Origin of the sequence: Cyclobacterium sp. 1_MG-2023 (genome assembly GCF_030546805.1) — a bacterium.
Classification (GTDB): domain Bacteria; phylum Bacteroidota; class Bacteroidia; order Cytophagales; family Cyclobacteriaceae; genus Cyclobacterium.
On record NZ_JAUOPC010000005.1, the window covers coordinates 350822 to 364334 of the forward strand.

The following is a 13513-nucleotide window of genomic DNA, read 5'->3' on the forward strand; positions in this document are numbered from 1 at the left end:
TATTTGAATGACATGAAAAAGAATATAAATAAAATAGGTCGTGTGATACTTATCAGTTTGCTAATGATCACTACTTGGGGATGTAATGAATTCCTCGACGAGACAGACAAATCCAATTTTACCTTAGAGAATTATTTCACGCTTCCGGAACATGCCACCAGTGTGGTCAATTCCATCTACGAAAGCCTTAGACCTGTGATGCAATCAGGTTTTGGCGGTGGACCATGGATGATGCTTGAATTTTCCACAGGCTTAGCAAATACAGAACTTGGGCAGGCACAAAACAGTTTGTTTGTAAGAAATTTGATCAACAACTCAGACAATGGTTATGGACAAACTTATTGGACAAGTTACTACAGAGGCATAGCCAATGCGAATCTAGCAATAGAAAAAATTCCGGAAATAGAGATGGACAGTGAAACCCAAAATAAACTATTGGGAGAGGCTCGTTTTCTGCGGGCATTCTATTACTTTAACTTGGTAAGGATTTTTGGAGATATCCCACTGATAACCTCGCCTATTGACTTAACCAGCCCGGAATTGTATCCGGAAGCCGCTTCTACGGCTGCTATTTATGATCAGATTGTAGCAGACCTTGAAGCTGCTGAGAACGCTGGTCTACCTTGGAGAGACACCAGCGGAAGGGTTTCACTTGGCGCAGTTAAAACCCTAATGGCAAGTGTATACCTCACCATGGCCGGCTATCCATTACAAGCAGGAGATCAATATTATCAACTGGCTGCTGAAAAAGCCAATGATGTCATGGAATCCGGCGTCTATGACTTGTTTACAGATTATGACAACCTTCACTCTGTGGAGGACAAAAACCAGGGAGAACATATTTTCATGATACAATACGCTGCTTTTACAGTTCCTTCCACTTGGCAGGTTTCAATTATTCCTTATAACCGTGGCATTTCGGCTTATAGTGCGGAGACTGGTGGAATCTTTTCCAACCAAGAGTTTGTCGACGCATTTGAAGAAGGTGACAAAAGAGCTGATGAAAAGACATTCTTCTATACAGAATACAGCCTGGAGTCAGATAGAAGCACCATCAAGGAATTGGGAGACTATTATATCTGGAAGCACTTTGATGAAGAAGCTCAACTAAACTCTACCAGTAGTGGTTTAAATTGGCCTGTTTTCCGTTTTGCTGAGGTATTACTTATCTATGCTGAAGCAATGAATGAAGTCAATGGACCAACGGACGCTACCTATGAAGCCATTAACAAAATTCGAGACAGGGCGGAATTGCCCGGACTAGAAAACCTTAGCCAGCAAGAATTTAGAGAAGCTGTATGGCGCGAAAAATGGGTAGAAATGTGCTTTGAAAACAAAACTTGGTTTGACATGGTAAGGTTACGAAAAGCCTGGAATGTAGTTTCCGGAGAATTCGAAGATTATGTTGGACATCAATTTACCTATGGCCCTACGGTAACTGAGCGGGAACTACTTTTCCCAATTCCTACGGCAGAAATCAGGAACAATGACAAACTTAGCCAAAACCAAGGATATTGAGATAACCTAGCAAGCTTAACAGATAATTAAGGAAAAGGGGTAAAAAGGATTTCGATCATCCTTTTACCCCTTTTATCCTTTTTTGCTCAGATCTATTTGAATAAATGGAGGATTGTTACAAACAATTTTATTACTTTAAACCCGAATTATACAACAGGCATTTATTTTGCATAAGAGCTATAAAAATTCAGTCAATACAATACAATTTTTGAACAGGACTTACTTAATAGGGTTCACCTCTAAAATTAACTGACTGTCTTGGTTTTCTCCACTAGAAAATAAAGGCCCTCGAATAAAACTTGAAATAACACTTACTATCAATGGATACAATACATCAATTTAAAAACAATAGTCTCAAAGTAGCAAGCCTATTTATTTTCACATTCTTGATCACTGCCGGGTTGACCTTGGCCCAGGAGGACAAATTGCTATTACAATTCGAAGGAGAAAAAGGCATCGGACAAGGCAAAAATGTGGTATTAATAAGCGGTGATGATGAGTACAGGTCTGAAGAAGGATTGCCCATGTTGGCAAAGATTCTGTCCAAGCACCATGGCTTCAATACTACTGTTTTGTTTGCCATCAATCCAGAAAACAACAATGTAGTCCCCAATTACAAAACCAACATCCCGGGAATGGAACACCTTAAGGATGCAGATTTGGTCATAATACTATTGCGCTTTCGTGAACTTCCTGATGAGCAAATGAAATATTTTGATGATTACCTAAAGTCTGGGAAACCATTGATTGCCTTGCGTACGTCGACGCATGCTTTTAACTATGGAAAGGACAGCAAAAGCACTTATGCCAAGTACCATTGGCAAAGCACTGTACCCGGATGGGAAAAAGGATTTGGTAAAAAGATATTAGGTGAAACATGGGTAGCCCACCATGGACACCATGCGGTAGAAGGCACTCGTGCACTTTTAGATGGAATTCAAGTATCGGCTAAAAACCCTTTATTAAATGGAGTAACCGACATTTGGGCAGCTTCAGACGTATATACAGTAAATGGTATTGGTGAAGATGCTGAGGTTTTGATCCATGGTGCTTCTACCTCCGGTATGAATGCTGAGGCGCCAATCAACTGGAAAAAATCATTAATGCCTGTGGTATGGACCAAATCCTATCAAATAGAAGGTGGCAAAAAAGGAAAAGTATTTGCCAGCACTCTTGGTGCATCCATTGACTTGTTAAGTGAAGACTTGCGGCGATTAATCGTTAACGCCAGCTATTGGGGACTTGATATGGAAAACAAGATACCTGAAAAAGCGAATGTGGATATTGTTGGAGATTATGCACCCACCATGTTTGGTTTTGACAATTTCCGACGCGGAATGAAAGTCACTGATTTCGAATAATTTTTAAAGCCTAAAATAATAATAGATAATGAATAAGATTGGATTTAATGTCTTAGCCTGGTCGGCTGCAGTTTCTGATGAATTAAAGCCTATTATCGAAAGACTAAAAACCATTGGCTATGACGGAGTGGAATTTTTTGTAGGAGCACCGGATGAAAAAGCCTATAAAGAAATTGGTAGTTTTACCCAAGGACTAGGATTAGAAAGCAGTACTGTATTTGTAATGGGACCTGATGAAAACCCAATAGATCCTGATGCAAAAGTAAGGGCTAAAGCCTTAGACAAAATGAAATGGACCATTGACCGTTCTCATGACTTAGGGGCAAAAATAATCTGTGGCCCTTTCCATTCTGCCTTCTCAACCTTTGCCCAAAGGTCTCCCAACGAGGATGAATACAGCAGAAGTGCTGAAGTTTTATACCAAGCAGGAGACTATGCCAAGCAGGCCGGAATTGTGCTTACACCGGAAGCACTTAATCGTTTCGAATGTTACCTGTGCAACACCATGGAGCAATTGCTGCATTTGATCACCAAGACAAATCATCCGAATGTTCGAGCCATGTTTGACACCCATCATGCCAACATCGAAGAAAAAAACCTGGGAGATGCCATCAGAAAAATAGCCCCGGTATTAAGTCATGTACATATTAGTGAAAATGACAGGGGCACACCCGGTTCGGGTCATGTTCCTTGGGATGACACTTTCGCTACTTTAGCTGAGATCAAGTTTAACGGATGGCTTACCATAGAAGGGTTTACAAGAAATGATCCTGACTTTGCCAACTCTATTGGTGTATGGAGAGATTTCTCTGAACCTTGGGAAATGGCAGAAAATGGCTACAAATTCATTAAATCCATGGGAGAAAAGCACGGGCTTTAAGTGCCGTATTAATAATTAATTTTAACAATAACCTAAATAACCAAATCAAATGTCTGAACTACCCTTTCGTTTCGGCGCAGAAGTATACACCTGGTTTATGAGTAACAATGGAGAAACTTATAAAGGCCAGCTGGGTCATATGATAGAAGTTATCTCCAAAGCAGGCTTTACAGGTATCCAACCCATATTCACTTGGATGGGGCCATTGGCTGATGCTGATGCGCTCGAAGCCAAGTTAAAAGAACAAAACATTTCACTTGCTGCCGTGGCTTTGGCATTGGATTGGAATGGCACCAAAGAAACCGATGAGGAGAAAAAAATTGCAGATGAAGCCATTAAATTACTTTCTAGGTTCCCTGATTCAGTTCTTTGCACTGTTCAAATTCCTACAGGAAGACACAATCTTACAGAGAGAAGAAAAAATCTTGTAGATATAGTCAATACCGTATCGGCTAGGGCTGCAGACAAAGGGGTTATCAGCAGCTTTCACCCCAACTCTCCCCACACTTCCATTACCAGGACAGAAGAAGACTACAAAGCGATTCTTGAATCCTTGGATTCTAAAGTTACCGGTTGGTGCCCTGATGTGGGACACATTATCAACGGAGGCATGGACCCTTTGACCAAAATGAAAGAGTATCGTTCCCTTATCAACCATGTGCATTATAAAGATTGGGACGGAAATCCTGAATTCACACTTATGGGCAATGGGAAAGTAGCCCTAACAGAGATTACACAGTGGCTTAAAGATGAGAACTTTGATGGATGGATCATTTGCGAGGATGAAGGCCAAGAAGCTTTGGAGGATCCTGATTTTGTAACCCTCCACGATGGAAAATGGATACAGGAATCTTTAATGCCAAAACTAAAATAACCTATGCCTTTCATTAAAACCAATGGGATCAATCTTTATTATGAAGAGCATGGAGAAGGAGATCCCTTACTATTGATCATGGGCATTACTGCTCCTGGGGCAGTGTGGGAAAAACACCTTAACTATTGGAAGCAATTTTTCCGATGTATCATCGTAGATAACCGTGGTGTTGGACAGTCTGACAAACCTGCAGGCCCTTATACATCCTCTCAAATGGCCGATGACTGCGCGGGCCTACTGCAACACCTTGAACTTAAAAATGTAAGGGTTGCGGGTGTATCCATGGGAAGTATCATTGCACAGGAACTTGCTTTTCGGCATCCGGTCTTAGTAAAATCAATGGTCCTTATGTGTCCTTGGGCTAGATGTGACAATACTGCTAAAGATATTTTCAAACATATGGTAGATATTAAGGCCAGATTGAAACCGGAAGAGTTTAGTCGATACATTCAATTGTTAATATTTTCTAAAGCTTCCTTTGACAATAAGGAAACCTATCAAGGAATGCTTGATGACCGAGAAAATGCTAAAAACGACAGCAACCCTCAACCTCTCATAGGCCTTGAGGGGCAAGCAGAAGCCTGTATGGAACACCATATCCTGGAACAATTGAATGAAATAAAACAACCTGTACTTGTCATAGGAGGTGAAGCAGACAAATTCACTCCACTATGGATGACCAAAGAAGTTGCTGAAGCCTTACCAAATTCAGATTTACATACCTATCCAGAAAGTGGACACGCTTTTCATTGGGAAAACCTCGAAGATTTCAACCCGAGAGTAAAACAATGGCTATTGGCACATTAATTTAAAAGCCTTGACCACTCTTTTTTTTATTGGTCAAGGCTTTTTTGGGTAGCTTAACTACGCTATTTTTTGAAAATAATGAATCTTTCATTATCTTAACATCACCCCTACGATACCCATACAAATAACCAAACACTCACCCAATGAAATTCTTCATTCCTACGGAAAAGCTTTTTAAAGCTTTTTTAGTGGCAATTTTATTGTTGCTAATTTTGAATATCCTCAGCATCTTTCTGGCTATAAATCACGATCAAAATGACACCTTGGGCTCGTTCTTAATACTGCTTTTTGATTTTAATCAGGAAGCAAACATTCCCTCTTTTTTCTCTACCCTACAATTTTTGGCCGCATCCCTCCTATTGTTAATCATTGCCCTATTTAAAAAATCAAATGGTAAAAAACATTTGGGTTGGCTAGGTATTTCGCTATTGTTCTTTCTTTTAATGTTGGATGAGGCGGTTTCCATTCATGAGTTTTTATTCACTTATCTCCAAGAGAAGTACCACAATTCGTCTTTATTTTATTATATCAGCTTGTTTGTTTTCGGATTTGTATTGGTAGGAATAGCCTTGATTTACATTCCTTTTTTCAATCATCTCAATAAAAAATTACTCATTGGCATGCTGTCATCTATGGGCATATTTCTGGTCGGTGCTATTGTTTTTGAAAGCATCGGAAACAATATTTTTGACACCTATGGTTTAAGCTTTGGTTACAGGTTGATTTATACAGTAGAAGAGACCCTTGAAATGCTTGGGCTCGCGATTTTTATCAATACATTAAATTGGTACATCGGTATCAAAATGCAAAAAATATCCATTGTGCTAACAATTTAACAATCCTCACTCCCCTACTACACCAAATAAAACAATCCCTTCAGGCTATCAAGCATTTTTGAAGCTTTTACTGGACAGTACAGGACAGTTCTGACAGATAAACTACTATCTTTAAGACATGAATCTAAGCCTAAATATCGCATTAGTATTGGCAGGATTGGCCAATGAGCCCAAGCCTATAACCTTTGAAAAGCAAATTATTGCCATGGAAACCGCTGAGTCAGCAGGCGTTTTCGATGTCGACGCAGATGGTCATTTGGATATCGTCTCCGGCAGCTACTGGTACAAGGGCCCTGAATTTACCAAAAGACAATTGATCGGTCAAATTAAAAGGGTAAGTGAATATTTTGATGATTTCTCTACCATTCCTATGGATGTAAATGGGGATGGAAAGATGGACTATGTTACCGGAGGTTGGTTTGGGAAAACCCTCTATTGGGTAGAAAACCCGGGAAGCAATAAAGAGTGGGAGGTGCATGAAATCACCAAACCCGGCAATGTTGAAACCACACGTGCCTGGGATGTAAACAATGATGGACAATTGGACATTGTTCCCAATACACCTAATCAACCCCTCGCCTATTATACTTTGATTCGTGACGCAGACGGTAAAGGAACCGGTGAATTTGAAAAGCATCCGGTGGCTGAAAAACATGGTCATGGACTTGGATTTGGTGACATTAATGGAGATGGAAGAGGAGATTTTATTGTCCCTGAAGGCTGGCTAGAAGCACCTCAAGACCTAAAAAATGGCACATGGAAACTCCATGAGACCTTTCAACTTGGAGGTGCCAGCGTACCCATTATCGTGACAGATGTAAATAAAGACGGTTTAAATGACCTTATCGTTGGCCAAGGTCATGATTACGGCTTACATTGGTATGAACAAATCAAGGACAAGGAAACCATTGGCTTTAAAAAACATGCCATTGACCCCTATCAATCCCAATACCACACCATGGAATGGGTGGACATTGACAATGACGGAGAAATGGAACTGGTTACCGGAAAACGCTACCGTGCACATAATGGCAATGACCCCGGAGGAAATGATTTTATGGGAATGTATTATTTTAAATGGAATGGTGAATCTTTCACTAAAAACGTCATAAGCTATGGCCCATTTGGAGAAGGCAAAGGTGCCGGACTTTATTTTTCCGTTGCCGACTTAAACGGCAATGGCCTAAAAGACATTGTCGTTGCCGGAAAAGATGGTTTGGTAGTATTCCACAATAAAGGAAGTCGCTAAGAACATTTATTTAGTTTAACCAGGTTGTTAATACCGGGCATTTTAAATTAACTTTTAATTAATAAGCAGCACCGATTCTTGGTTGGTGCTTTCTTTATATTTGGTTTTCATTTCGGAGAGACAATGACAAAATTATTTTTCTCCCTGGTATTTTAAACAAATAATCACTCATGAAAAAACTAATCTGCTTTTGCTGGGCCATCAGTCTCAGTTTTAGTCTACTGGCACAAAACAATGTCGTAGGATATGTCTATGAAGACAGCAATCAAAACGGGAAAAAGGAACGCCGAGAAAAAGGCATCCCAGAAGTGGCTGTCAGCAATGGAAAAGAAGTAGTCCTCACAGACAATAAAGGAAAATACACCTTACCAATAGGCTCCGATAATATTATCTTTGTTATTAAACCGAGTGGCTTTAAAGTGCCTGTTGGTGAAAATCAACTCCCTGACTTTTACTATATCCACAAACCTGAAGGATCCCCAGAACTAAAATACAAAGGAACTGAACCTACAGGCAAACTCCCAAAATCAGTAAATTTTGGTCTTCATAAAATCGAAGAGCCTAAAAATTTTACGGCCATGATTTTTGGTGACCCGCAACCTTATAATACCACAGAACTGGATCAATTTGCTAAAGGAGTAGTGGACAAAGCTAAACATGAAAGCAACATTAGTTTTGGTATTAGTCTTGGAGATTTAGCTGGAGACGATCTGGATTTACATCCTCCCTATGTGGAAATATTGAAAAGAACTAGCTGGCATTGGTACAATGTAATGGGTAACCATGACATGAACTATGATGCAATCATAGATGAGCATTCTGATGAATCTTTTGAGCGGGTATTTGGTCCCTCCACGTATTCCTTCAATCATGGAAATGCCCATTTTATTATTTTAGATGACATACTTTATCCAGACCCAAGGGATGGAAAAGGCTATTGGGGAGGTTTCACCAAAACCCAGTTGGATTTTATTGAAAATGACATGAAACATGTCTCCAAAGACAAATTGATTGTCCTGGCCTTTCATATCCCATTTCTCCACATCAATGAAAATGGTTTCAGAAACAATGACCGCCAAAGGCTTTTTGACATTCTAGAAGATTACCCAAACAGATTGGCACTTTCAGCACATACCCATTTGCAGCGACACAATTTTTATACGGAAGAAGATGGCTGGAAAGGCAGCAGTCCATTTCACGAATACAATGCAGGAACCACATCCGGTGACTGGTATTCAGGTAAAATAAATGATGATGGAGTACCAATCTCAACCATGCGCGATGGAACGCCCAAAGGATATGCCTTATTGCATATTGAAAACAATCAATATAAAATAGATTATCAGGTAATCGGGCAATCCAGAGAGCACCAAATTAAAATCTTTAACCCTAAAGTTGTGGCCAACAATAGGGGAACAGGTTCGGGAATATTTGCCAACTTCTATATGGGAGATAAAAACGACTTGGTAGAATACCGAATAGACAATGGCCCATGGAAAAAAATGAGTTGGGTGGAAGCTCCCGATCCTTCATACGCAGCATCAGTTATGGAATGGGATTTAATGGACCAATTGGAACCAGGAAGAAGACCTTCCAACCCTGTCAATGCCACACACCTTTGGAGAGGTAGTATTGACACCAAATTGGCGGTAGGCAAACATACCATCACGGTAAGAGCGAAGGACATGTTCGGCAGAACTTTTACCGAAACCAGCGAATATAATGTAGCTGAGCCGGTGGCTTATTAAAAACCATTAATCTATACCTCATTTGAGAATGGTGACCAAAGTCAGGAGTGTAACCTCTGACTTTGGTCACCATTTTTTTATATAAGCTCACCTCAATACGGTCAATATGAAAGATCAAAACACCCAATACATGACCTAAACTGATTCCTTTTACAGTTTTTCCCAAAGACGATTCGTTTTTTTTTCTTATTTTGATACTTCGATTAGAGTGAGTAAACCAAATAAACTAATAATTCCCTGCTGTTTCAATAGAAAGTTAATTTAGGAATGACTAGGGCCTAACCTGAAGCAAAGAGTAAAGGTAACTGAATGAAAAAATCGATTGTTAATATTATAGACACTTTGGGTTTAGTAGCACACCCTGAAGGCGGATTTTATAAAGAGACTTACCGAAGTCATGGTGAGATCAATGAGAACAGTTTACCGGACAATTATAAGGGAAAAAGAAATTATTCTACTTGTATTTATTTCCTGTTAACATCAAACAACTTCTCAGCTTTCCATAGAATAAATCAAGACGAGATTTGGCATTTTTATGATGGATCCCCAATCAGACTTCACACCCTATCCGCAACAGGAGTACATGAAGAACATATCATTGGAAAGGATATATTTAATGGTCAAGTACCACAATTTATCGTCCCGGGTGGTTTTTGGTTTGCAGCAGAGGTAATTCATAAAGATTCCTATTCTCTGGTCGGTTGCACAGTTTCACCGGGATTTAACTTCAATGATTTTGAGCTTATAAAACGAGAAACCCTCGTCACTTTTTTTCCTAAACATAAAAAATTAATTGCCAGATTAACGCATATGTAAAAAACTTACCTTAAACTTAAAGGCTGAAAAAGCCCAATCCTAACCCGACCTTACCCTAAAATATTCAATTCTTAAGTTATTGCCTGTCGAAACCTCATCAATATTGTGATATACCGGCAGCATAAAGCTTAACATGCTACTCGTTTTCTTAGGGTTGTGAAAAATTATTTGAAGAAAAATTCATCCTCAGGACAAACCACAACAACGATTATGAAAAATTTAAATCGAAAAATCCATTTAACACTTTTTGTATTAAGCTTCTTTTTTCTCAGCAATTGCAGTCCTCCACAACAGGAAATAAAGGAAAAACCCAACATCTTATTTTTAGCTGTGGATGACATGAATGACTGGGCTGGTTTTTTATCCGGGCACACCGGTATGAAAATCCACACCCCTAATATAGATCGCCTCGCTGCTTCTTCAATGATTTTCACCAATGCCCATACTCCTGCACCTGCTTGTGCACCTACGCGCGCGGCTATTCTTTCAGGTGTGCACCATGCGCGATCAGGCGCTCAAAATGTATACTGGGGAGATGGGCCGAAATGGCGAGAATTTGAAGCCCTTAAAGAGGTCACAACCCTAGAAAAATTCTTCAAAAACAATGGCTATAAAACATTGGGGGCGGGCAAAATCTACCATAGTCAGGCTCCGCCATGGTCTCCAACCAGCCAAGTAGAGCCTGAAAACTGGGATTATTATTACCCTAGCCCCTACATTTCTCACCCTTTTCAAATGAGGGCACCTGAAGAGGTCATCTACCCTGAAGATGTAGACAATGAAAACCGCCCCGGAGGAGGGGCTAATAGTTGGTGGACCTGGGGAGCAATTCCTGTTGCGGACGAAAAAATGGCTGATTATCATGTAGCCGACTGGGGGAGCTACCAACTCGTTCAAAAACATGACAAGCCCTTTTTCTTAGCGGTAGGAATGTGGAAACCACATGACCCTTGGGAAGTACCACAAAAATATTTTGACATGTATCCACTAGAGGACATAGTATTACCGGAGCGCAAAAAAAATGACCTAGAAGATTCATTTGATCATGGAAGAAGATATATCATGAAATGGGTGCTGGAAAATAATCAGTGGGAGAAAATAATTCAGTCCTATGCAGCATCCATCACTTTTTCTGATGCCATGGTGGGACGTCTCCTAGATGCATTTGAAAACTCTGAATATGCAGACAACACCATTGTTGTATTGTGGTCTGACCACGGCATGCACATGGGAGAGAAGGACAATATTGAAAAATTCACCCTCTTCGAAAGATCAACAAGAGTCCCCCTACTAATTTCCTTCCCGGGGATGGCGCACAAAGGAACACGATACGATCAACCGGTAAGTTTAATGGACTTGTATCCAACACTTGTAGATCTTGCCGGGCTGGAAAAACCTGCTCACTTGGATGGGAATAGTTTGGTACCACAACTGAAAGACCCAAGTATAACTTCCGATCCTGTTATTTCAAGCTATAAATTCAAGTCTATTGAAGGTCATGCAGTAAGGAGCATGAGGTACAGGTATATCTATTACCCTGAAATAAATTTGGAAGAGCTCTATGACCATGATAACGATCCCAATGAATGGGACAATATTGCCTATAAGGACGGAAACAAGACTATCATTGAAGAGCATCGAAAGGTTTTATTAGAGATGCTACCGGATTTAACTTGGAAAGAAGGTACACCTGAAGGGTATTCAATTGATAAGGAAGGCAATGTAAAAAAAGATGACTTTGAATCATTTTAAGGGTTCAATTTTGGACCCGGAAGATGCAATTGTTAAATCAAAGATCATGAATTACAGAGTAGGCATTGAAGAGCCCCTATTTTACTTCACCTGAAATAATTCAGATAGTATAAAATTCTATGAGACAGCCATCTTTAGTAGACTTAATTACAGTAATCCTAATGACCTTTGCGATTGTATCCTGTAGGCCAGTAAGTAATTCTGAAAAAAAGGTTAAAACATTACCAGAGGAAGAACAAGCCCCCAACCAAAAAGAAGTCGTTCTTAAAGGCGAAAAGTCAACCGCTAACACCACCATTTCAAACGAACTTACGTTTCTAAAGACTTTCAATGAGAAGTATCCCTATGAGATAAAACTTTTGGAAGAACCCGTAATAAAAAATCGGCTGGAAAAGATGCTGGGGCCTCAATATGCTACTTTGAAAAGCATTTGGGAAGTTGAAACGCCTATTACTATTGTTAACGGGATGTTTTATGCTTGGGGAATGCAAGCACATAGTGGTGGCGACCCAGGTGCCGTTCTAATGGCAGACCTTAATAAAAATGTTTTGTATGTAGGCATTAGAAAAAAGGAGGATGAGCAATTTTATTCCGAAGATGGAAGTCCCATCCCACAAAAACTGCAAGATTGGGCGGATGAACAATAACCTAATCAAAGCATTTTTGGCTTTAATGCGAAGGAGTACAATTTTAGTATTCAACACGTTGGTTGTATATTTTGTCTTTCTTGGTTTCTTGCAAAAAAGAGGTTGCAGAATTTGATTTTTGACGGCTAGAAAAAAAAGGCGGCATTGGATTTTCATGCTATGTAATGGGAATAAAATTGATTAACCCCCACCCTTCACGACACAAAAACCGTATAAAAGGTATTGCTAATTTTAACCTGAATTAGAAAACATTTCGGGATTTTATATTCGACATGAATTAATTAAATTAGGCATTTAAACACCCAGAAAACCAAGTACACCAAGGTTGATAGCAACCTTAAAAAATAAATTCAAACTTTTAAAACCTAAAAAATGAAAAAGGTATTATTCTTAACCGGAGACTTTACAGAGGACTATGAAACAATGGTTCCTTTTCAGATGCTTGAAATGGTTGGTTACACTGTTCACACTGTCTGCCCTAGCAAAAAAAAGGGAGACATTGTCAAAACAGCCATCCATGATTTTGAAGGAGACCAAACATACACTGAAAAACCGGGCCATAATTTCGTCCTCAATTACAGCTTTGATGAGGTAAATGTAAGTGACTACGATGGATTGGTAATTGCCGGGGGAAGGGCACCGGAATATTTGAGACTGAATGATAAATTGATTGAAATGGTCAAGCACTTTTTCGAAGCCGACAAACCTGTTGCCGCCATCTGCCATGGCATCCAAATCTTGACTACAGCTGGCGTAGTTAAAGGTAGAAAATTAACCGCTTATCCTGCTGTTGGTCCTGAAGTAACCTTAGCAGGTGGAGAATTTCAGGATATCCCTGCAGATCAATCCTATGTGGATGGCAACCTTGTTACTTCCCCTGCTTGGCCGGGTCACCCAAGTTTTATTAGAGAATTCTTGAAAATCATGGGAACTAAGATTGAGATCTAGAAAACATCTAATTAGGTAAAGGGGCATATCACTCCTTTACCTAATTACATTTGGCCCCAATTATATTTCTTTAAGAA

Annotated in this window: 12 protein-coding genes; all 12 read left to right on the forward strand. The window is 39.8% G+C overall.

What is annotated here, in order from left to right; all coding sequences use genetic code 11:
* Positions 1-12: 12 nt before the first annotated feature.
* The 12 genes from Q4534_RS10175 to Q4534_RS10230 all read left to right on the forward strand — a co-directional run bounded on the left by Q4534_RS10175 (position 13) and on the right by Q4534_RS10230 (position 13436).
* Positions 13-1518, forward strand: coding sequence for a RagB/SusD family nutrient uptake outer membrane protein (locus tag Q4534_RS10175; RefSeq protein WP_303613060.1), 1506 nt, complete (start codon positions 13-15; stop codon positions 1516-1518).
* A gap of 320 nt (positions 1519-1838) precedes the next feature.
* Entirely contained in the window at positions 1839-2879 is a 1041-nt protein-coding gene (locus Q4534_RS10180; protein ID WP_303613061.1) for a ThuA domain-containing protein, read from the forward strand.
* Between the two features lie 28 nt (positions 2880-2907).
* Entirely contained in the window at positions 2908-3759 is an 852-nt protein-coding gene (locus Q4534_RS10185; RefSeq protein ID WP_303613062.1) for a sugar phosphate isomerase/epimerase, read from the forward strand.
* A gap of 49 nt (positions 3760-3808) precedes the next feature.
* A complete protein-coding gene (locus tag Q4534_RS10190) occupies positions 3809-4633 on the forward strand; it encodes a sugar phosphate isomerase/epimerase (RefSeq protein WP_303613063.1) in 825 nt (274 codons plus the stop codon).
* Positions 4634-4636: 3 nt separating this feature from the next.
* Positions 4637-5440, forward strand: a complete 804-nt coding sequence (locus Q4534_RS10195; protein WP_303613064.1) for an alpha/beta fold hydrolase — start codon at positions 4637-4639, stop codon at positions 5438-5440.
* A gap of 143 nt (positions 5441-5583) precedes the next feature.
* Complete coding sequence (locus Q4534_RS10200) at positions 5584-6276, forward strand: hypothetical protein (RefSeq protein WP_303613065.1); 693 nt, start codon at positions 5584-5586, stop codon at positions 6274-6276.
* Between the two features lie 118 nt (positions 6277-6394).
* Positions 6395-7525, forward strand: a complete 1131-nt coding sequence (locus tag Q4534_RS10205; RefSeq protein WP_303613066.1) for a VCBS repeat-containing protein — start codon at positions 6395-6397, stop codon at positions 7523-7525.
* 170 nt (positions 7526-7695) lie between these two features.
* Positions 7696-9273 carry a calcineurin-like phosphoesterase family protein gene (locus Q4534_RS10210; RefSeq protein ID WP_303613067.1) on the forward strand — a complete coding sequence of 526 codons (1578 nt, stop codon included), beginning with the start codon at positions 7696-7698 and terminating at the stop codon, positions 9271-9273.
* Between the two features lie 309 nt (positions 9274-9582).
* The gene (locus Q4534_RS10215; RefSeq protein WP_303613068.1) at positions 9583-10089 is read left to right on the forward strand and encodes a cupin domain-containing protein; all 507 of its coding nucleotides are present in this window, start codon (positions 9583-9585) and stop codon (positions 10087-10089) included.
* Between the two features lie 210 nt (positions 10090-10299).
* Entirely contained in the window at positions 10300-11841 is a 1542-nt protein-coding gene (locus tag Q4534_RS10220) for a sulfatase (protein ID WP_303613069.1), read from the forward strand.
* A gap of 119 nt (positions 11842-11960) precedes the next feature.
* Complete coding sequence (locus Q4534_RS10225; protein WP_303613070.1) at positions 11961-12488, forward strand: hypothetical protein; 528 nt, start codon at positions 11961-11963, stop codon at positions 12486-12488.
* Between the two features lie 372 nt (positions 12489-12860).
* The gene (locus tag Q4534_RS10230; RefSeq protein WP_303613071.1) at positions 12861-13436 is read left to right on the forward strand and encodes a DJ-1/PfpI family protein; all 576 of its coding nucleotides are present in this window, start codon (positions 12861-12863) and stop codon (positions 13434-13436) included.
* Positions 13437-13513 lie beyond the last annotated feature (77 nt).